This window comes from Actinopolymorpha pittospori (assembly GCF_014873875.1).
In the GTDB taxonomy this organism is placed as follows: domain Bacteria; phylum Actinomycetota; class Actinomycetes; order Propionibacteriales; family Actinopolymorphaceae; genus Actinopolymorpha; species Actinopolymorpha pittospori.
Genome location: NZ_JADBEM010000001.1, coordinates 4,363,384 through 4,382,017 on the forward strand (window position 1 = coordinate 4,363,384; position 18,634 = coordinate 4,382,017).

At 70.0% G+C, this 18,634-nt stretch carries 19 protein-coding genes; 11 read left to right on the top strand and 8 right to left on the bottom strand.

The window, feature by feature from the left end; translation table 11 throughout:
* The first annotated feature begins 113 nt into the window (after positions 1 to 113).
* The 3 genes from HEB94_RS20585 to HEB94_RS20595 all read left to right on the top strand — a co-directional run bounded on the left by HEB94_RS20585 (position 114) and on the right by HEB94_RS20595 (position 4,796).
* Positions 114 to 2,054: an ABC transporter ATP-binding protein gene (locus HEB94_RS20585; protein WP_337917857.1), complete on the top strand. Its 1,941-nt coding sequence runs from the start codon at positions 114 to 116 to the stop codon at positions 2,052 to 2,054.
* On the top strand, positions 2,047 to 3,828 hold the full coding sequence (locus HEB94_RS20590; RefSeq protein ID WP_192751412.1) for an ABC transporter ATP-binding protein: 1,782 nt from the start codon (positions 2,047 to 2,049) through the stop codon (positions 3,826 to 3,828). The genes HEB94_RS20585 and HEB94_RS20590 overlap by 8 nt, the downstream gene beginning before the upstream one ends.
* 95 nt (positions 3,829 to 3,923) lie before the next feature.
* Entirely contained in the window at positions 3,924 to 4,796 is an 873-nt protein-coding gene (locus HEB94_RS20595; protein ID WP_192751413.1) for an alpha/beta fold hydrolase, read from the top strand.
* A 30-nt stretch (positions 4,797 to 4,826) separates the two neighbouring features.
* Here HEB94_RS20595 and HEB94_RS20600 read toward each other — a convergent pair whose 3' ends face one another.
* Positions 4,827 to 5,771, bottom strand: coding sequence for a MerR family transcriptional regulator (locus HEB94_RS20600; protein ID WP_202896460.1), 945 nt, complete (start codon positions 5,769 to 5,771; stop codon positions 4,827 to 4,829).
* 127 nt (positions 5,772 to 5,898) lie between these two features.
* Here HEB94_RS20600 and HEB94_RS20605 point away from each other — a divergent pair, with 127 nt between their 5' ends.
* Complete coding sequence (locus HEB94_RS20605) at positions 5,899 to 6,711, top strand: maleylpyruvate isomerase family mycothiol-dependent enzyme (RefSeq protein WP_192751415.1); 813 nt, start codon at positions 5,899 to 5,901, stop codon at positions 6,709 to 6,711.
* A gap of 107 nt (positions 6,712 to 6,818) precedes the next feature.
* Here HEB94_RS20605 and HEB94_RS20610 read toward each other — a convergent pair whose 3' ends face one another.
* Both HEB94_RS20610 and HEB94_RS20615 read right to left on the bottom strand, forming a co-directional pair.
* Complete coding sequence (locus HEB94_RS20610; RefSeq protein ID WP_337917858.1) at positions 6,819 to 7,034, bottom strand: DUF397 domain-containing protein; 216 nt, start codon at positions 7,032 to 7,034, stop codon at positions 6,819 to 6,821.
* Positions 7,031 to 8,062 carry a helix-turn-helix domain-containing protein gene (locus tag HEB94_RS20615; protein WP_192751416.1) on the bottom strand — a complete coding sequence of 344 codons (1,032 nt, stop codon included), beginning with the start codon at positions 8,060 to 8,062 and terminating at the stop codon, positions 7,031 to 7,033. The genes HEB94_RS20610 and HEB94_RS20615 overlap by 4 nt, the downstream gene beginning before the upstream one ends.
* 26 nt (positions 8,063 to 8,088) lie before the next feature.
* Here HEB94_RS20615 and HEB94_RS20620 point away from each other — a divergent pair, with 26 nt between their 5' ends.
* Positions 8,089 to 8,421, top strand: a complete 333-nt coding sequence (locus tag HEB94_RS20620; RefSeq protein ID WP_192751417.1) for a hypothetical protein — start codon at positions 8,089 to 8,091, stop codon at positions 8,419 to 8,421.
* On the top strand, positions 8,418 to 8,756 hold the full coding sequence (locus tag HEB94_RS20625) for a hypothetical protein (protein ID WP_192751418.1): 339 nt from the start codon (positions 8,418 to 8,420) through the stop codon (positions 8,754 to 8,756). Before HEB94_RS20620 ends, HEB94_RS20625 begins: the two co-directional genes overlap by 4 nt.
* Here HEB94_RS20625 and HEB94_RS20630 read toward each other — a convergent pair.
* From HEB94_RS20630 to HEB94_RS20650, 5 genes are all read right to left on the bottom strand, one after another.
* Complete coding sequence (locus HEB94_RS20630) at positions 8,746 to 9,756, bottom strand: phosphotransferase enzyme family protein (protein ID WP_192751419.1); 1,011 nt, start codon at positions 9,754 to 9,756, stop codon at positions 8,746 to 8,748. The two genes, HEB94_RS20625 and HEB94_RS20630, sit on opposite strands and share 11 nt — an antisense overlap.
* Before the next feature lie 67 nt (positions 9,757 to 9,823).
* Positions 9,824 to 10,810 (bottom strand): serine hydrolase domain-containing protein, encoded by a 987-nt coding sequence (locus HEB94_RS20635; RefSeq protein ID WP_192751420.1) that lies wholly within the window; start codon positions 10,808 to 10,810, stop codon positions 9,824 to 9,826.
* Positions 10,811 to 10,874: 64 nt separating this feature from the next.
* Complete coding sequence (locus tag HEB94_RS20640) at positions 10,875 to 11,294, bottom strand: VOC family protein (RefSeq protein ID WP_192751421.1); 420 nt, start codon at positions 11,292 to 11,294, stop codon at positions 10,875 to 10,877.
* A gap of 179 nt (positions 11,295 to 11,473) precedes the next feature.
* Positions 11,474 to 12,448, bottom strand: a complete 975-nt coding sequence (locus HEB94_RS20645) for an aldo/keto reductase (protein WP_192751422.1) — start codon at positions 12,446 to 12,448, stop codon at positions 11,474 to 11,476.
* Between the two features lie 64 nt (positions 12,449 to 12,512).
* Positions 12,513 to 13,334 (bottom strand): LLM class flavin-dependent oxidoreductase, encoded by an 822-nt coding sequence (locus HEB94_RS20650; protein WP_192751423.1) that lies wholly within the window; start codon positions 13,332 to 13,334, stop codon positions 12,513 to 12,515.
* A 405-nt stretch (positions 13,335 to 13,739) separates the two neighbouring features.
* Between HEB94_RS20650 and HEB94_RS20655 the strand changes: the two genes are divergently transcribed.
* From HEB94_RS20655 to HEB94_RS20675, 5 genes are read left to right on the top strand one after another with little or no spacing between them, the layout of a single operon-like run.
* Entirely contained in the window at positions 13,740 to 14,945 is a 1,206-nt protein-coding gene (locus HEB94_RS20655; RefSeq protein ID WP_192751424.1) for a Gfo/Idh/MocA family oxidoreductase, read from the top strand.
* The gene (locus tag HEB94_RS20660) at positions 14,942 to 15,517 is read left to right on the top strand and encodes a VOC family protein (RefSeq protein ID WP_192751425.1); all 576 of its coding nucleotides are present in this window, start codon (positions 14,942 to 14,944) and stop codon (positions 15,515 to 15,517) included. Before HEB94_RS20655 ends, HEB94_RS20660 begins: the two co-directional genes overlap by 4 nt.
* A 5-nt stretch (positions 15,518 to 15,522) precedes the next feature.
* Positions 15,523 to 16,656: a mandelate racemase/muconate lactonizing enzyme family protein gene (locus HEB94_RS20665; protein ID WP_192751426.1), complete on the top strand. Its 1,134-nt coding sequence runs from the start codon at positions 15,523 to 15,525 to the stop codon at positions 16,654 to 16,656.
* Entirely contained in the window at positions 16,653 to 17,753 is a 1,101-nt protein-coding gene (locus HEB94_RS20670) for an NAD(P)-dependent oxidoreductase (protein ID WP_192751427.1), read from the top strand. The genes HEB94_RS20665 and HEB94_RS20670 overlap by 4 nt, the downstream gene beginning before the upstream one ends.
* Positions 17,750 to 18,625, top strand: a complete 876-nt coding sequence (locus HEB94_RS20675) for an amidohydrolase family protein (RefSeq protein ID WP_192751428.1) — start codon at positions 17,750 to 17,752, stop codon at positions 18,623 to 18,625. The genes HEB94_RS20670 and HEB94_RS20675 overlap by 4 nt, the downstream gene beginning before the upstream one ends.
* Positions 18,626 to 18,634 lie beyond the last annotated feature (9 nt).

Sequence of the window (18,634 nt, forward strand, 5' to 3'; positions counted from 1 at the left end):
TGGACGAATCTCGTTCCCGCCGACAGAATGTCCGGGCCTTTGATTCGCATGCCAGTACGACCCGATCCGAGGTCGTCCGGCATCCACGTCTGGCGTCGAGGTCTGGTCCGCAGGTGAGCTCCGACGTCTCCGCACCCGGGGGTGCTGTGGTCGCACGAGGGCAAGCTCGCACGGACGTCCTGACCCGACCACTACGACGGTGGCGGTCGCTCCTGCGGCTGCTCTGGCGGGCGGGTCCCGCTCATGTCGTGGCCCTCGGTGTTCTCGTCGTCGTCCTCGGTCTTCTCCCCACCGCGATCATTCTCGCGACGGGTGAGCTGGTCGGTGCACTCCCGGCGGCCGTCGAGCATGGGCTCGGCTCGGCGGACGGGACGACCGCGTTGCTCGCCCTGGCCGCCGTGATCGTGGGCTGGACGCTCCGGGCGTTCGGACACAACGCCGCGGGCTACCTCCGCCAGGTGTTGGACAGCGCCTTCACCAGCACGTTCCACGAGACGATCGCTCGGAGCGTTCTGGGCACCCGCGGTGTCGCCCCGCTCGAACGCCCGGAGGTGACCGGTGAGCTCGCCGCCCTGGAGGACGCCGAGCGGCGTGGCCAACTCCGCTCGACGGTCAGCACGATGTCGAACATCGCCATGAGCAGGCTCACCGGGCTCAGCGCGCTCATCGTCCTGTTGGGCCTGCGGTGGTGGGCGCCGCTGCTCCTCGCGTCGGTGTGGCAGCTGGTCAACCTGTCCTATCGGCGGGCCAGCGCCAAAGGCGTCACGGTCGGGATCAGCGAGGGCGCGTCGGAGGTGCGACGGTCGGAGTACCTGCGTGGCCTGGCGGTCGGTCCGGGTGCCGCAAAGGAGGTGCGGGTCTTCGGCCTGGCCGGGTGGGTGGTCGGACAGTATGCCGACGCATGGTCGAGCGTGCTCGGCGCGATCTGGCGTAGCCGGCGAGCCAACCGGCTTCTGACCGCGGTGGTGGTCGCCGCCATCCTGCTCGCTCACGGGTTGGTCCTGCTCACGTTGAGCCGGGACGTCAACCGCGGCGCCATCGGCGTAGGGGAGGTGGCCGTCTTCGTCCAGGCGGCCGTCGTCTCCTTCAGCTTCGGCTGGCTGGGCGACATGCAGTGGTGGTTGACCAGGTCGCTCGACGCCGTCGAACGCGTGGAGCGGCTGGGTTCGCTGCTCGCCACCACGGATCCGGTTCGCCCCACACCACCGGATCGGCGGCGTACGGACGGCGCGGTCGACGTACGCCTGCGCGACGTCAGCTTCACCTACCACGGGCGTTCACGTCCGACACTCGACCGACTGAACGTGCACGTCGCGGCCGGCCAGTCGACGGCGATCGTCGGTGCGAACGGCGCCGGTAAGTCCACCATGGTGAAGCTCCTGTGCGGCCTCTACGAGCCCGACTCGGGACGGGTCCTGCTCGATGGCCTGGACGCGGAGGTGGCGGCCAGGGGACGGGTCGCGGTCATCTTCCAGGACTTCGTGCGCTACGAACTCTCGCTTCGGGCGAACGTCGGATTCGGCAGCCTGACCACGGCGGACGACGACGTGCCGGTCGACGACACCGCGGTCGACCCGGTCGCGGCCGCGCTCCGCGACGCCGGCGGTGCCGAGCTGCTGGCGCGGCTCCCCAACGGGTGGGACACGGTGCTGGCCCGCGGCTACGACGGCGGCGTGGACCTGTCCGGTGGTGAGTGGCAGCGGGTCGCCCTCGCGCGCGCACTGGCCGCGGTCCGTGGCGGCGCCGGCCTGCTGATCCTCGACGAGCCGACCGCGAACCTCGACGTGCGTGCTGAGACCGAACTGTTCGAGCAGTTCCTCGATCTCACGCGGGGCACGACCACGATCCTCGTGTCGCATCGACTGTCCAGCGTGCGCCGCGCCGACCGCATTCTCGTCGTACACGACCGGCGAATCGTCGAGGACGGCTCCCACCAGGAGCTGATCGCCCAAGAGGGCCGCTACGCACGTATGTTCGCCCTGCAGGCGCAGCGGTTCGCGGTGGAGGAGCCGGCTGCGGTGCCGTCGGGACCGGAGGTGGTCCGCGATGCGTGACCGTTGGCGAGCGATCCGGATGCTGGCCAGGATGGCGTTCGCGACCGATCCGTGGCGCACCCTCGGCCTCCTGCTCGAACCCCTCGGTCAGCTGACCCCACCGATCATCGCCGTCTGCCTGAAGGTCATGACGGATGGCGTCCTCCACCACGATCCCGTGTCCGTGGTGGTCGGAGCCGCCGGCATCGCAGGCGCGCGGGCCCTGTGGTTCGTGGGTGCGTGGACGGGGTCCTGGCTCCGGGTGCGGCTCATGGAGGAGGTCGGCTTCGCCTTCGACCGGGAGATCGCGACACTGACCGCCTCGATCCCCGGCCTGGACCATCAAGAACGCGCCGACTACCAGGACCGGTTGGAGCTCCTCCGCCAGAGCCAGGGCCTGCTCGGCTACTCGGTGAACTCACTCATCTACACCGTCAACATCGTCGTCAGCGGACTGGCGACCCTCGTCACGCTGGCAGTCCTGAGCCCGTGGCTGCTGCTCCTCGTCCTCTTCGTGCTTCCCTCCATCCCGATCGCCGCCGCGCACCAGCGGTGGTCCCGCGCGGCGGAGGAACGCTCCGCCGCTCCCGCTCGGCTCGCCCGCCACCTCCGCGGCCTCACGACGGATCGAGACGCGGGGATGGAGCTTCGCGTGTTCGGTCTGCGGCGGGAGATCCTGGCCCGCTTCCGTACGGCGTGGACGGACTCGATGCGGGCGCGACTGACGACGGAACGCCGCGCGGCGGTCCTCGCCAACGTCCGCGACCTGATCTTCGCGGTCGGGTTCGGCGGCGCGATCCTGTTGGCACTCTGGCGGGCGGCCGCCGGTCACGGCACGATCGGCGAGGTCGTCATAACCGTCTATCGGTGCCAGCGCATGCAGGCGGCGGTGATGAGCCCCATCCAGGCGGTCGCGGCGCTCGGCAGCGTGCTGCGTGCCGCGGATCGGATGCTGTGGTTGCGCGAGTACGCGGGCTCGGTGGCAGCGCGGGGTTCGGGTAGCGGCCCCGCACCGGAACGGATCCGCGACGGGATCGCCTTCGAACGGGTGTCCTTCCGCTATCCCGGCACCGAGGCCTGGGCACTTCGAGACGTGTCACTTCACATCCCCGCCGGTACCGTCGTCGCCCTGGTCGGCGAGAACGGCGCCGGCAAGACCACGCTGGTGAAGCTGTTGTGTCGCATGTACGAGCCGACGAAGGGACGCATCCTGGTCGACGGAGTCGACCTGGCCGGCATCGACGTTCACCAGTGGCGGCAGCGACTCTCGGCGGCGTTCCAGGACTTCGCGCGACTCGAGTTCACCGCTCACCACACGGTCGGTCTGGGTGACCTGTCCCGGCTCGACGACGTCCAGGCGGTCGGGAGCGCGCTCGACCGTGCCGGTGCCTCCGACGTCCTGCCGCACCTGCCCGACGGCGCGGACACCCGGCTCGGCTCCAGCTGGGACAACGGCGTGGAGCTGTCGACGGGACAGTGGCAGAAGCTTGCCCTCGGCCGAGCCCTCATGCGGGAGCGACCGCTGCTCGTCTTCTTCGACGAGCCGACGGCCAGTCTGGATGCCCAGACCGAACACGGGTTGTTCGAACGGTACGCCGCGACCGCGCGCTCAGGATCGGACCGGGGCATGGTCACCGTGCTCGTGTCGCACCGGTTCTCCACCGTCCGGACGGCGGACCTCATCGTCGTGGTCGACGACGGTGAGATCTCCGAGGTCGGCAGCCACGAAGAACTCCTCGCGCGCACCGGCCCCTACGCCGAGCTCTACGACCTGCAGGCGCGGTCGTACCGATAGGAAGTCGTACCAGTTCGGAAGTTCGTAACCACCGCGGAAGTTCGGTACCACTGGGGAAGTCTGAACTGTCGGAGCGCAGTGGCACGATGCGCGCCATGGACGCCGGGGACGTTGACGAGGACATTGACGGAAACATCGACGGGGAAGGCGAGTTCGTCGACGTCGGGGAGGTCAGCCTCTACGTCCGCCAGCTCGGCGAGCCGGGGCAGGGCCCGCCACTGGTCGTCATACACGGCGGGCCGGACGTCGGTCACGCCTACCTCCTGCCCGGGTTCGAGCCGCTGGCTCGTGACCATCACGTGGTGCTGTTCGACTTCCGTGGCTGCGGCCGGAGTGGGCGAAACCTGCCCGAGGATCGTTACCAACCGGAGTACGTCGTCGAGGACACGCACCGGCTGATCGACCGGCTCGGGTTCGGCCAGGTCGACCTGCTCGGCTTCTCCACTGGCGGGCGCGCGGCGATGCACTTCGTGGACAAGCATCCCGACCAGGTACGCCGTCTGATCCTCGCCTCCACGACGACCTACCCTAGCGCTGACAGCGAGCCGTACCTCGCGGGCTGGGACGAATACCAGCGGCGCCGGCGAGCGGAGGAGGCGGAGGGCTGGGTCAGGCGAAACTCCACCATCTTCGTCTGGGATCTCGACCTCGCTCCGGCCTACCTCGACATGCTCAACGGGCTCGATCCCACGAGCGACTGGAGCTGGGAGCGGTACGTCGACGGGAGGATGCACCCCTGGTGTCCGGGCGACCCCGAGCACATCCTGCGCGCATGCGGCAAGCCGATCCTGATCCTGCACGGTGAGAAGGACATGGGCTTCCCGGTGCAGCTCGCCCATCGACTGCACGCCGCGCTGCCCGACAGCGAGCTGGCGATCGTTCCGGAGGCGGCGCACATGTGCCACTTCGAGAAGCCCGACGTCTGGTCCCAGCACATCCGGGAGTTCCTGGGCCGCACGGTCGGCTGACCCGCAGCTGGAGACCAGACTCCGACCCGACTATCCGAGCGCGGGAGGCGTACGAGGCGAGGTAGCGACGGAGGCGTCGAGGGCGTCGAGCAACCAGGCCTGAACCACCCCGGGGTTGTGCTCACCCGTCACCTCGGTCATGAGATGCCAGTACCTGCGGACACGAGGATCGCGATGCACGGCGACGCGGCCGACCAGCTGGCGTCGGAAGCCGGGCGTGTCTCGGGTGTTCCGCACTGCCGCGTGCGCCTCCACGAAATGGTCGAGTGCGCGCCCCGGTCCGGGCCGCTGACCCGCGAGCAGCAGCGGCTCGGCAAGCTCGAACGCCTCCGCCATCCCGGTCAGCAGTATGGCCTCGTCGGCGATGACCTGCCGCTCCTCCCTGGCGCGGTACAGGAGTTGGCGGGTGAGCGACCGGTCGGTGGTCAGCCTCACCATCTCGGCGTACGCGACCACCTGGGTCGGGGTGGGGTCAGAGGGGGCGTCCGGCACGCTCATCGTGATGATCGCGGTGGCCAGTTCCTCCGGAATCGGCGCCGCGATGGTCCGCCTCCAGAAGGACACCAGGGCGTCGTGAGCCGATCGGCCGTCCTCCACCGCGGCGAGCAGGTCGAGGCGTGCGGCCCGCTCAGCCGGGGCAGCCGTCTCCACGGCCCGTAGTGACGCATGGCGCCAGGCGAGTGCGGCCAACTCGACGTCGAGGGCCGCTCGTTCGGCCGCGACGACCTCGGCGAGAGATCGCCGGCCGGTGAGGACGTCGGTGATGGCGGGCAGGCTCAGGCCGAGACCGCGCAGGCGTCGCAGCAGGCTGAGCTGGTCGACGGCCGCCCCGTCGAACCGCCGATGTCCGCCTGTGCTGTGTTCGGACGCGAGGATCCCCTCGTCGCAGTAGAAGCGGATGGTGCGGACCGGCACGCCGGTCAGCTGTGCCAGCTCGCCGATTCCGAGTGTGCCGGCTGCTGTGGTCTCGCTCACTTTCGCTGGAACCTCCACCTGGGTGGACGTCCTAGCGTACGGACGCGTCAGGGGTGCACGCCGCGGAAGGTCCGCTCTCGCGACGACTCTGACCGACCTGAGCACCGAAGGGAGAGGAGCAGTTGCCATGACCACATCGGACGTCGACACAGGGGTACCGGGCATTCCGCGGCTTGCGGAGGGACTCCGGGCGCACACCGCCGCATTCGCCCACGCGCTGGAGGGTGCCGATCCGACCACCCACGTACCCACCTGCCCCGAGTGGCGGGTGCGGGACCTCGTCGCGCACATCGGTCAGGCTCATCGGTGGGCGGCCGAACTGGTGCGGAGCCGCGAGCCTGGCACCGTACCGGATCCGCGGGACGTGGATCCCGGTCCACGCGAGGGCTGGTCCGGCTGGCTGCTCGAGGGAGCAGAAGACCTCATCGCCGCGGTCGAGATCACCGGCGCAGACACCGCGGTGTGGACAGTCCTCGGACAGCGGCCCGCGGTGTTCTGGCTGCGTCGGATGCTGAACGACACCTCGGTGCACCTTGCTGACGCGGCGCTGCTGCGAGGTGCGGCGTTCGAGATCGCGCCGGACCTCGCGGCGGACGCGATCGGGGAGGGGCTGGAAATACTGTCCGCTCCAGGCCTGGAGGCGTTCCGACCCGACCTTGCCGTGCTCAGCGGCCAGGGCGAGACGATCGTGCTGCGAGCCGAAGGTCTCCGTGCTGGCTGGCGGATCACCCGTACGCCGGACGGGGTGAGGTGGGAACGCCTGGCGGCCGACGGCGACACCGGGGAAGGTGCCGTGGTGGAGCGCGACGTCGTGATGCACGGCTCCGTACGGGATCTGCTGTTGGTGTTCACCCGGCGGGTCGCCGTCGATGAGAGTGCCGTCACGGTTACCGGCGACCGGAGGATCCTCGACCACTGGCTGGCGAACACGGTGTTCTGAAAGGTGGAAGTGCCCGCTCCCGCGCGGGGGCGGGCACTTCCACCGACTGAATCTTCTGAGTGGGTGAATCTGGTGTCGCTTGTGCGTTGTCGCTTGTCGGTGTGGTCCTACCGGGGAAGGTCGAACTCGCCGGCCTTGACGCCGCCGAGGAAGGCGGCGAACCCCGTCCTGGTGACGGCAAGGGTGCCGCCGTCACGGTCCTTCGTGTCTCGGACACCCACGTGGGTAGCCGACGAGCCGACCTCCACGCAGTTGCTTCCTCCGTTGGAAGCGGTGGCCTTTCGCCAGCCACTAAGCTCCTCGTACCGCAGTTGCTTCTTCACGACCTGATCGTCCTTTCCAAATCGGCCGCTGCCTCCGTGAGAAGGTCGACGCTGTCCTCTGGAGACAGAGCCGCCTCGCGGAGACGGTTCCACAGTCGTTCGTATTGAGCGACCTCGCCCACATCGGCTAGCACGATGTCGGACGTCACAGTATCCACTGAGGCGATTACAGGATCGGTAGGATCAGGGTACGTGTATAGGGTGAAAGCGGAGTTTGGCACCCGATAGTTGTGCAGAATCGCGCCAATCGGCAGAACGCGGACAATCACGTCGTCCTGAGCGACTTTGGCCAGGTGCCGGAGTTGCTCGGCGAGGATGCCCGGCGGCGCGGTCGGCCGCCGCAGAACCAGCTCGTCGATGATGGTTTCGTACGACGGGCCACCCGGCAGCCGGAGCATCCGCTGACGTGTCGCGCGCGCTCGAACCATCGCGCTGGGCTCGAAATGGCCGTCGCCTGCGAGAACGAGGTCGTCGTGCTGGGCGATGGCCCGCATGAAGTCCGACGTCTGGAGCAGTCCCGGCACGAACGTGGTGTACTCCCGGATCGTCGCCGCGCCCTGCTCCAGGTCGGCGATGGCGGCCTGTCGCCGACCCATGTCGCGGGCTTGTTTCTCCCACCACCCGCGTTGGGCCGCGCCTTCGGTGAGGGTACGAAGCATCGCGGTTTCGTCGGGTGAAATGTTCAGCGCTTCCGCGATCGCGAGAACGTCGTCGACCGCGGGCCGCAGGTGGCCGTTCTCCAGCCGACTGATCTTCGGCTTGGACTCGCCACTCTTGCGCGCCAGCGCCTCGTGGGTCAGCCCGGCCCGCTTGCGGAAGCCGGCGAGCTCCCGGGCGAGGCGTAGTCGACAGACATAGGGGCTGATCACCTGTGCTCGCTCCCCGTGGTGGGCACCTGAGTCGCGCAAGTCTAGCTCTTGGGAAGATGCACGCTTTGTCATCACTTTCCGGGGCCGAAAAGCTTGCCGACGCCTGGAAACGCTGTCACTCTCAGGATCATTCGTTTCGACTGAATGATTCAGGTCCAACGAGTGTTCCGCGGGAGGGCTCCGGGATGATCGGAACGAGCTGGAAGCAGGAACGCGAGGCGATCGAGAGACGGATCGCGGCCTGCCGTGCGCAGGCCGGCAGGCGGGCCGCCGAGGCCGCCGACTGCTTCTACCGGGAAGGCGTCGAAGCCGCTCCCGCCTGGGACGCCACGCGGGAACGTTGGGGTGTCCGGATCATCGAACCGGCCAATGACGAACTCCACATGTACCTGTGGCTGGACAACGACCGCTGGCACTGGGTGCCTGGTTGCCCCTGGTCGGCCGGCGCAGAGGACTACGACAAGGTGGTCCGCTTCGCCGTCGCGTGGGTCACCGACCACAAGGTGCTTCTCGGATGAGCGCCCTCAGCTCGGGCCATCCGGAGCCCTCCGATTCCATGGCCGCGCCAGGCCCGTCCCCCCACACGGTGCGCGACGTCCTCCGCGAACGCGTCATCGCCGGCGACCTCGACCCGCGGGCCGTCGACGACGTGGCGCGTGACATCATCCGCCGTTACGCACCTGCCCGGACGCCGCTCGGCCTACGTCGCCGGCGCGGCCGTGGAACCACCGAAGACCTCCCCACCCAGTCACTCCTACGTCAAAGGGCTCGACAACGGAGCGGGTGGGGTTGGAAAGAGAAAGGCGCCCGAGCGTGGCTGTGGAAGGACACGCTCGGGGGCGTCACGTCCTGACGCGGATCTCGGGCCAGTTCCGCGTGACCGGGAGATAGCGATTCAGATAGTGCCAGTCGTTGGCCGCGTCCTCCGAATCGCCATGCGGGGTGCTGAATTCCTGGAGGTAGCCCGATATCTCGCTGAGATGCCACTCCGCCCGGAAGAGTTCCAGGACGAACGGGCGTGGTTCGAATGGACCCGCACCACGTTGATACGCGGCCAGCACCCCGGTGTTGTCGACGTCGAGCGGGAACTCGTGGCCGACGTACAGGAGCAGCCACAGATCCCGTTCGCGCGGAGCGAGCATCATCGCGTTGCAGTCGATGAGGTGGATCTCCTTGGCGAGGTCGAGCATCGTGTTGCCGCCGTGTGGTTCGCCGTGCGTGATCACCCACGGATCGACCGCCCGCCGGAGGCGGTGAACCAAGTGGCCCTGCAGGGCGAAGAGCTCCTCGATGCCTGACGCCGAGGTGGTGAAGAGGTCGTACGCCGCCTGTGCGTACGGACCCCGCGACCATGACCGGTCGCGTGTGGTCGCCAGTAGCTGCCGAAGTTCGGGTTGGCGGTAGCCAGGCTCCCAGCGCAGCGCCGGAACTGACGTCGGTGGGTGGGCATGTAGGCGTCCAAGGGTCTCGGCGATCTGCGCCCGCTCCGCGGCGCTGCCGTGGAAGTCCGGGTTCCTTCCGTCGATGAAGGAGAAGACGCCGATCTCCCAGGACGGTGACGCCTCCCGGCGCAACTGGCCGGAGCGATCGCGTACCGCGGCGTGCACAAAATCGAGACCGGCGTCGCGGAGTACGGCGGCGGTTTCGTACGTCGACAGGAAGAACGCGCTCGTGTCCTCGCCCTTACGGTCCGCCTTCACGAACCATTTCGTGGCGTCTGCGGCCAGGACGATCCAGTTGTGGCTTCCGTGGCCGACCGCGGCGTAGTCCACGTCGACGGGATCGATGCCCCACCACCTACGCAGTGCCGCCGAGATGTGTTCGGCGGTGAGGTCCTCCGGTGCTTCGAGCATTCCGCGGACGCTAGCCGCCACGCCCGTCAGCGCGCACGACTCGATCCGTCACCACGTCCGATTCAGGTCACTTCGGCCACGGGCCGGGGAGTCCCGTGCACTCCGTCAGGGCGTCGGCCAGAAGGTCGTCGGCGGCGCGCTCGCCGGCCTCGTCGTTGACGAGCATCGCCGCCGCGAAGCGATGCCGTGGCGCGATGAGTAGCAGGGATCGATGGCCGGAGCCGGGCCGAGTGCCGTGGTGGAAGGCGACTCCGTCCGCCACCTCCCAGCCGAGCGCGTACTGCGTCTTCGACGTCGAGCGCGTGGCGCGGGTCGTCACGGTCTCGGTGAGCGCAGGGTCGTCCAGCAGGAACTCCGCGAAGTTCATCAGGTCCTCGCTGGTGGACCACAGTCCGGCGGCGGGGCGTCTGGCGCGCGGCTCGTCCTCCGGCGGGACCGGTTCGCCGCCCGCGTGCCCGTCCGCGGCGTCGCCGGGTGTGGTGAAGCCTGTCGCGTGCATCCCGGCTGGGTCGAGGAGGACCTTCCGAAGGCCGGCCTCGAAGGTGTCCCCCCAGAGGCGAGCCAGCACCGTCCCGGCGAGGTAGTAGTTGCCGTTGTAGTACTGCCAGACGTCGCCAGGGGCCGCCGCCTGCGCGTTCTCCACCACCAGCGCGGCAGCACGCGTCAGCGCGTCGTCACCATCGCCCAGCGCGGCGAGCACCGGCCTGGTCAGGGATTCCTCGAGCAGCCCGGACGTGTGGCTCAACAGCTGGCGCGTGGTGACGTCCGGCGAGATCCTCCAACGGGCACGGAGTTCTGGCAGGTGCTCGACCACCGGTCGGTCCAACTCGTCCCGACTCGAACGAGAACTCATGGCCGCGGCGGTCGCCACGATCGGTTTGGTGATGGAGGCGACCTGCATCGCGGTGCCGCGCGAGATGGGCGTTCGCCTGCCCGCATGGGCAACACCCGCGGCTGCCCACTGCCTGACTCCCGCAAGTGAGACAGCCGCCGACGCGCCCACCAGTCGGTGTCGGTCTACGACGGATGCGAGCCGTGCCTGGAGGTCGAACATCCGAGAACCCTACGCAGGCTTGGTCAGTCGGCGAGAACACGCCCTGGCGACGGGGTGAGCGCCGCTACGGCGTGGCGCCAGGGTCGGACGGGACGGGCTTTCCGATGTCCCAGTGATGGCCGAACGGATCGGCCAGGCGTCCGGTACGCCAGCCGTGGTCGACGGAAACCGCCGCGATCTCCGTTGCTCCGGCGGCGACCGCCCGGTCGAACAGCGAGTCCGGATCCTCGACCGTCAGCACCATGCGCGACGCGCTGCCGACGGAACCGGGGCCGGCGTCGCGGTCTTCCTCGATCCAGAACCCCGCGCCGGCAACGGCAAGCTGGGCGACGACGATGCCTGCGTCGTCATCCTCGAGGCTGTAGACCAGATCCGCGCCGAAGGCGGCCCGGTAGTAGTCGACCGCTGTCCGCCCATGGTGCACCGACAGCCAGGGGGTGATCGTCGTGGTGGAGGGCTCGGGGGTTGGCGCCTCGCTGCGCATCGTGGCGGTCCTTCCCGTGGGCGCGAGCCCAGCAGCGAAGCTGGGCGCGGCGGTACGCGTTCGCAGGGACGAGTATGCGCGCCCGCCACGGCTGACACCACCACCGTGACGGGCGCGCATCGACCCAGACCGTCTCTGGGCGAAACCGCTGGAACGAACCCGGCGAAGCCCGGTCAGGCTCAGCGCAGCGAGAGCTGCTTCAGGGTGCTCTCGATCTCGGCCATCTCCGACTCGCTCAGCGGCCCGTGCGCGATCGCGCCGGCGTTGTCCTGTGCCTGCGCGACCGTGCGGATGCCGGGGATCGGCACGAAGGCCGGGGTCCGCGCGAGCAGCCAGCACAGCGAACCCTGCGCGAGGGTGCGGCCGCCGGAGGTGAGGACGTCGCGGATCCGCTCGAGCGCGTCCAGGGTGCGTCCCTCCTTGCCGGAGAAGTCGAACCGGCGGCGCACGTCGTCGTCGGCGAACGTCGTCTGGCGGTCGAACTTGCCGGTCAGGGCGCCCATGGCGAGCGGCCCACGGTTGACGCCCGCGAGGTTCTCGGACTCGATCAGGTCGACCATCGTCGCGTTGTCGTCGATGACGTTGGCGTGCAACTGGATGGCGGCGCAGTGCGGGCTGCGGGCGAAGACCCTGGCCCGCTCGGGGTCGTCGGTGCTCCAGCCGAACGACCGGATCTTGCCAGCCTCCACGAGCCCCTCGAGCGCGCCGACGACCTCCTCGGCCTGCACGGGGTCGTAGTCGCCGATGTGGAACTGGTAGAGGTCGATCACGTCGGTGCCGAGCCGGGCGAGGCTCGCGTCGCACTGCTCACGGATCGACGCGGGGGATGCGTCGCGGCCGACCGCCTGCTTGGCGTCCTCGTCGATGAGGTTGCCGAACTTCGTGGCGATGACCACGTCGTCCCACTTCCCGGCGAGTGCTCGGGCGAGCACCCGCTCGCTGTGGCCGGCACCGTAGACGTTGGCGGTGTCGAAGAAGGTCACGCCGGCGTCGAGGGCGGCGTGGATCGCGGCCACCGACTCCTCGTCGTCCACCTTGCCCCAGCCGATCGGGTTGCCGTCGCGGAACGCCGGGCCGCCGATCGCCCAGCAGCCGAAGCCGATGGGGCTCACCGCGATGCCGGAGCGTCCGAGGGTGCGCTTAGAGGTCGTCATGTCGTCTCCATCGGTCCGAGGTCTGTCGCCCCTTCTCTATCAGACCGACGTGACGTGTCCCGCTTCAGACGCGCGGGGGCCCCGACACGATGATCTCCCGGACGCGGCCCGGGTCTCCGGGCTCGATCCACCGGCCCCACCAGGTGGCCCCCGCCTCCGCCAGGCCGGCGATCTCGGCGGGATCGTCCGTCCCGCTGACCTTCACGTCGAAGCCCTCGGCGGTGCCGCGTTCCTGGGCGACGAGGGCGAGGATGCCACGAACGTCCTCAGGTGTGATCGCGACCCCGACCCCGTTGGCGAGACGTTTGTAGGCACAGCAGCCGTCCCAGCGCGCGATGCGACGGCGTACGGAGGGAACCAGGAGGTTGCCGCCGACCCAGATCGGTATTCGGGGCCGCTGGACGGGTGTCGCGGCGAGCCGCAGACCGTCGACGCGGTAGTGCGCCCCCTCGTGGTGGACCTCCTGTCCGCTCCAGAGCCCGGCGAGGATCGCGAGCCCTTCGTCGAGGCGTTCGGCCAGAACCCGAGGCTCGGTCGCCTCTCCCACCGCTGCCACACCTGGATCGCCCGCGTCTCCGGAGCCGACGCCGAGGATGGCGCCGGAGAGGTGGTCGAGGGAGACCGCCTCGCTCGCGAGCTTCCAGGGCCGGCGGCGTGGGAGTGGTGTCACGGTCGTCCCGAGCCGGATCCGCCGCGTCGTGGTGGCCATGGCCGCCAGGGAGATCCACGGGTCGTAGGTCGGGGTGTCCACCTGGCCCTGGTAGACGAGGTAATCCTCGAGCAGGAAGGCGTCCCAGCCGGCGTCTTCGGCCAGCGCCGCCAACTCCGCGAGGCCTGCCGGGTCGAGGCCTGGCCCGGCCGCACCGGTCGTCACCGAGAAGCGCATGCGCGCACGCTAGTGGCGCCCGCCGACAACAACACCGACAGCACCGACAGCACCGACAGCACCGACAGCACCGACATCGCCGCGGTGCTGGACGATCAGGGCCGTCGTCGAAGCGGTCCCTGGCCGGGCCGCCCGAGTGGATGACCGTTTGCGGCACGTGGCCTGTTCGGGCCGTTGACCTTCCTCACCCGCGCCAAGACGTGGACTCTGACACTGCGACCACCCCTGGCGACCTACCGATGGCGATCACGCAGTTCCCGCGACGCAGCAACGGCTGAAGCGACTCCGCTGATGGACAGGCCGCACCCCGCGGCCGTCTCCGCTTTCCCTCCTGGGAGTGAGGTCCTGCGAGTGAGATCACCAACGAGCAATCCCGGGCCCTCCGATCGGCTTCCCCTGTGTCTCGTGGGTTGCGGCGGTATGGGCCGGCGGCACCTGTCCGGCTACGCCGCGCTGGCCCGGTCGGGCCTGTGGCAGGGCGACCTGGTGGCGGTGTACGACCTCCGGGTCGAGGCCGCCCAGGCACTCGCCGACGACGCCGAGCGCCTGCTCGGTCGGCGTCCCGTCGTGCACACCGACCTGGACGGCGTACTGGCCGACGAATGGATCGCGGCACTCGACCTGGTCACCGACCCGTCGAGCCATCACGCGATCGCGGTCCCGGCGCTGCGCCGAGGCCGGCACGTGCTGTCGGAGAAGCCGCTCGGGCTCACCATGCGGGCCTGCCAGGCGATGCTGGACGCCGCCCGCGAGGGCGGTGCCGTCCTCGCGACGGCGGAGAACTACCGGCGCGGCGGGCCCAACCGGATGGCCCGCGCCGTCGTCGACGCGGGGCTGCTCGGGCGCCTCCACCTGATGGTGCAGCTCATGGTCGGCGGCAGCGACCGGGTCCTGATCACGCCGTGGCGGCACCTCAAGCAGAGCGGGTCGATCGCCCTCGACATGGGCGTGCATCTCACCGACCTGGTGGAGTTCTACCTGGGCCCGGTCGAGACGGCGTACGGCCGGGGCATCGTCGCCGAGCCGGTACGCCGAAGCGCCGAGGGTGACGCCGTGCACGCCACCGGCGAGGACTCGCTGCTCGCCCAACTTCGTACGACCTCCGGTGTGGAGGTGCAACTCGCGTACGTGCCGTCCGGGCCGGGCCTGCGTTACGTCCAACGAACGATCCACGGTTCGGCCGGCTCCATGGTGATTCCGCGGGACCGGACGGACGGCGAGGTCGAGGTGCACCGCGCCGACGGTGTCCTTCGTGGCGCGGATCTGCGCGCCGCACTCGGCGACGCGTTCACCCTCGACCAACGGACGGTGGCGCTGCTCGGTCCCGACGGTACCGGCGGGGACGTGGAGTTCGCCGAGATCGACGCCGGCTACCTCGCCGTCGAGATCGCCGACTTCGTGGACGCCGTGCTGACGGGTCGGCCGCCCGAGGTCGACGGGCTCGCCGGCGCGCGAGCGGTCGCCGGTGTCCTCGCCGTCCTCGAGTCCGGCGTCGCCGGCGCCCCGGTGCGGGTCGAGGACGTGCTCTCCGGCGCGGTCCACGCCTACCAGGACGAGATCGACGAAGGGCTCGACCTGCTCGCCGGATCGGGGGAGGTGGCGTCGAGGTGACCGAGCCGTCGAACCAGACCGAACCGTCGAACCAGACCGAACCGTCGAGCCAGACCGAGGCTCCCGGGCCGGCCGGGCTGTTTCCGGCCGCCGCGCCGTTCCGCCAGGTCGCCCTCGTCGTCCGTGACCTCGACGCCGCCGTACGCCACTGGGCGGGCGTCCTCGGCGTGGGTCCCTGGACGGCCTACACCCTCGCCCCGCCACGGCTACGCGACTGCGTCCACCGCGGCGAACGCGTCGACTTCTCCCTCCGGCACGCGCTCGCCTGGTCAGGCGACGTGCAGTTCGAACTCGTGCAGCCGCTCACCGGGCCGAGCATCTTCGCCGAGCACCTGGAGCGGCACGGAGAAGGACTCCAGCATCTCGGCACCTACGTCGAGGACCATCCCGCGGCCGTCCGCGACCACCTCGAACGCGGCTTCACCCCGTTGCAGAGCGCGCGGGGGTTCGGCGCCGAGGGCGACGGCGCGTTCGCCTACTTCGCCCCGCCCGGCGGCACCGGGATCGTCGTGGAGCTGATCGCGGCTCCGCGCGTGCGCGTCGAACCCGACTTCGTGTACCCGAAGGGATGAGGCAGATGCCAACGACCCGGATCGAGTCGGTCGAGACGTTCCCGGCGGGCGGCGCCCTGTACGTACGTCTCACCACCGACACCGGCATCACCGGGATCGGCGAGTCGACCTGCTTCGGCTGGCCGGGCGCCGTCGGCGAGGTCGTCGAGTCCTTCCGCGACTACCTGGTCGGAGCCGACCCGTTCGACGTGGAGGCCCACTGGCTGCACCTGTACCGGACGTTGTGTTTCCGCGGCATGGTCGTCGGGGGCGCGATCAGCGCCATCGACCAGGCCCTGTGGGACATCAAGGCACGGCACTTCGAGGTGCCGGTGTGGCAACTGCTCGGCGGCCGCAGCCGGCGCGCGGTCCGCGCCATGAAGGTCATCTCCGGACACTCCGCCGAGGAGGTCGCGACGGCGTGCGCCGACGCGGTCCGGGCCGGATACACCGCGGTGAAGGTGATCCTCTTCGGCCACGAACACCACGGGATGCGGCAGGCGCAGCGGATCGCCGACCTGGTCGGGCGGTTCACCGCGATCCGGGAGACGGTCGGCTGGGAACTCGACGTCGGCATCGAACTGCACCGGAACATGGCGCCGGGCGACTCGGTCCTGCTGTGTGAGGAGATCGCCCCGCTGCGGCCGCTCTTCGTCGAGGACCCGATCCCGCCGGACTCGGTGTACGCGTTCGGTGAGGTGGCGAAGAAGGTGCGGGTGCCGATGGCGGCGGGAGAACGCAACACCACGATCTGGGAGTTCGCGGAGTACGTCGAACAGGGCGGTCTCGCCTACGTCCGGCCCGACGTCGGCATCGCCGGCGGGATCACCCACGTCCGCAAGATCTGCGCCCTCGCCGAGGCGCGCCACCAGGGCGTCCTGCCGCACGCGGTACCGTCCGGCCCGGTCGCGACGGCCGCGCACGTGCACCTCGGGATCACGGTGCCCAACTGGGAGGCGCAGGAACACGTCGAGCAGGAGAACACGGCGGCCAGCGCGGTCGTGAAGAGCGTCGTACCGCTCGTCGACGGGTGGCTGTACCCGCCGGACGCGCCGGGCCTGGGCATGGAGCTGGACGAGGCCGGCCTGGCCAGTACGCCGGTCCGGACCCTCCGCGTGGGGGCGCCGGTCCGTGAGGACGGCTCGGTGGCGATCAGATGAGCGAGCCGAGCGCGACGTCCGGCCCTGTCGTGGCGGGGACGCCGGAGGAGCCCGGGGGTTCGGCGGCGCCAGGGAAGCGGCCGGTCGTCGGTGTCGCCTGCGACGCCGAGGTGCGCGAGCACTACCTCGCCCCGGACGACCTGGCGCGCCTCACCGCGATCGCCGACGTGCGCTACGCCGACTTCACCGGCCTGCGGTCGGTAGCCGCCCAGCCGCCGCCGGACGCCGACTCCGAAGCGGAGCTGGCGAAGTTCGCGGCCGGCCTCGACGCGCTCGTCGTGTGCCATGGAGCGCCCCGAGTGACCGAGCGGGTCCTGGCCGCCGCACCGGGGCTGGCGATGGTGGGCGAGCTCGAAGGTGACCGGTTCGCCGGACGTGTCGACGTCGACGCAGCCGACCGGTACGGCGTCCTGGTCGTGGACACCACCCACGGCTCGTCGTACCCGGTCGCGGAGTGGGCGCTCGCGCTGATGGTGCTGGGGATGCGGGACGTCGGCCGGTGGAAACGACGTACCGAGCTGACCGGTAAGCGCGTCGGCCTGATCGGGTTCGGCCACATCGCCTGGCGCCTCGTGGAGCTGGTCCGGCCCTACGGGGTCGAGGTGCTCGTCCACGATCCGTACTCCCCGCGTGAGCTCGCGGATGCGCTCGGCGTGACGTTCGCACCGCTGGACGCGGTGCTCGCGGGTACGGACGTGGTCGTCTGCCTGGCGCCGCTGACCCCACGTACGCGTGGCCTGCTCGGTGCCCGCGAACTCGGCCTGCTGGCTCCGGGCACGGTCTTCGTCAACGTCTCGCGCGGCGCGATCGTCGACTCGGTGGCGCTCCTCGCCCGGCTCCGTCGCGGCGACGTCGTCGCCTGCCTCGACGTCCACGACCCGGAGCCGGTACCCCCGGACGCCGAGATCCGCGCACTGCCGAACGTCTTCCTGTCCCCGCACGTCGCGGGCACCACCGTCGAGTCACGGACGCGCTTCTTCGGGCTCATGGTCGAGGAGATCGAGCGCCTCTTCCGTGGCACGGAGCCACGCGCCCTGCTGACCCGCCGGGTGGTGGCTATCCGCGACGGGCTCGCCCAACCCGGAGGTGCAGCGTGATCCTCGACAGTCACTGCCATGCGTGGCGACGCTGGCCGTACGACCCGCCGGTGCCCGACCCGGACACCCGGGGCAGCGTGGAGCAACTCCTGTTCGAGATGGACGTGCACGAGGTCGAGCGGGCCGCGCTGGTCTGCGCCCGGATCGGCGAGGGCGCGTTCGCGAACGAGGACAACAACGAGTACGCCGCGCAGGCCGCCCAGCGGCATCCGGACCGCATCGCCGTCATCGCGGACGTCGACTGCTCCTGGCGCCCCGAGCACCACACCCCGGGCGCGGCGGGACGGCTTCGGGAGACCGCGGAACGACTCGGGATCACCGGCTTCACCCACTACGTCCGGGCCACGAACGACGGATGGTTCCGTTCCGAGGAGGGACGGGAGTTCTTCGCCGCCGCGGCCGAACTCGACCTGGTGGCGAGCCTCGCCGTCGCTCCGGCGTGGCAGGCCGACCTTCGCGCGATCGCGCGGGAGTTTCCCACCCTGCCGATCCTCGTCCACCATCTCGGCGGAGTGTCGGCCAGGCGTCCCAGCTTCGAGTCCGATCTCGCCGAGGTGCTCACCTCCGCGCGGGAGCCGAACATGCTGGTCAAGGTGTCGGGCTTCCACTACCACTCGGCCCGCGGCTGGGACTTCGCCTACGACGATGCGCGGCCTGTGTTCGAGCGGCTCTTCGCCGCGTACGGGCCGCACCGGCTGTGCTGGGGATCGGACTTCCCGGCATCGCGGCACTTCCTCACCTACACCCAGTCGCTGGAGGTGGTCCGCTCCTACGCCGACTTCCTCGCGAAGGAGGACCTCGAACTGGTCCTCGGAGGCACCCTGGCGCGGGTGCTCGAGACCCGCCGACCCGTCCCGGTTCCTTCTCCCTAGCTGATCTCC

What these genes read in the sequence shown, in the direction of transcription:
- HEB94_RS20590 (WP_192751412.1), top strand. Translation starts at nt 2,047, where the DNA reads ATGCGTGACCGTTGGCGAGCGATCCGGATGCTGGCCAGGATGGCGTTC.
- HEB94_RS20595 (WP_192751413.1), top strand. Translation starts at nt 3,924, where the DNA reads ATGGACGCCGGGGACGTTGACGAGGACATTGACGGAAACATCGACGGG.
- HEB94_RS20605 (WP_192751415.1), top strand. Translation starts at nt 5,899, where the DNA reads ATGACCACATCGGACGTCGACACAGGGGTACCGGGCATTCCGCGGCTT.
- HEB94_RS20620 (WP_192751417.1), top strand. Translation starts at nt 8,089, where the DNA reads ATGATCGGAACGAGCTGGAAGCAGGAACGCGAGGCGATCGAGAGACGG.
- HEB94_RS20625 (WP_192751418.1), top strand. Translation starts at nt 8,418, where the DNA reads ATGAGCGCCCTCAGCTCGGGCCATCCGGAGCCCTCCGATTCCATGGCC.
- HEB94_RS20630 (WP_192751419.1), bottom strand. Translation starts at nt 9,756, where the DNA reads ATGCTCGAAGCACCGGAGGACCTCACCGCCGAACACATCTCGGCGGCA.
- HEB94_RS20635 (WP_192751420.1), bottom strand. Translation starts at nt 10,810, where the DNA reads ATGTTCGACCTCCAGGCACGGCTCGCATCCGTCGTAGACCGACACCGA.
- HEB94_RS20640 (WP_192751421.1), bottom strand. Translation starts at nt 11,294, where the DNA reads ATGCGCAGCGAGGCGCCAACCCCCGAGCCCTCCACCACGACGATCACC.
- HEB94_RS20645 (WP_192751422.1), bottom strand. Translation starts at nt 12,448, where the DNA reads ATGACGACCTCTAAGCGCACCCTCGGACGCTCCGGCATCGCGGTGAGC.
- HEB94_RS20650 (WP_192751423.1), bottom strand. Translation starts at nt 13,334, where the DNA reads ATGCGCTTCTCGGTGACGACCGGTGCGGCCGGGCCAGGCCTCGACCCG.
- HEB94_RS20665 (WP_192751426.1), top strand. Translation starts at nt 15,523, where the DNA reads ATGCCAACGACCCGGATCGAGTCGGTCGAGACGTTCCCGGCGGGCGGC.
- HEB94_RS20670 (WP_192751427.1), top strand. Translation starts at nt 16,653, where the DNA reads ATGAGCGAGCCGAGCGCGACGTCCGGCCCTGTCGTGGCGGGGACGCCG.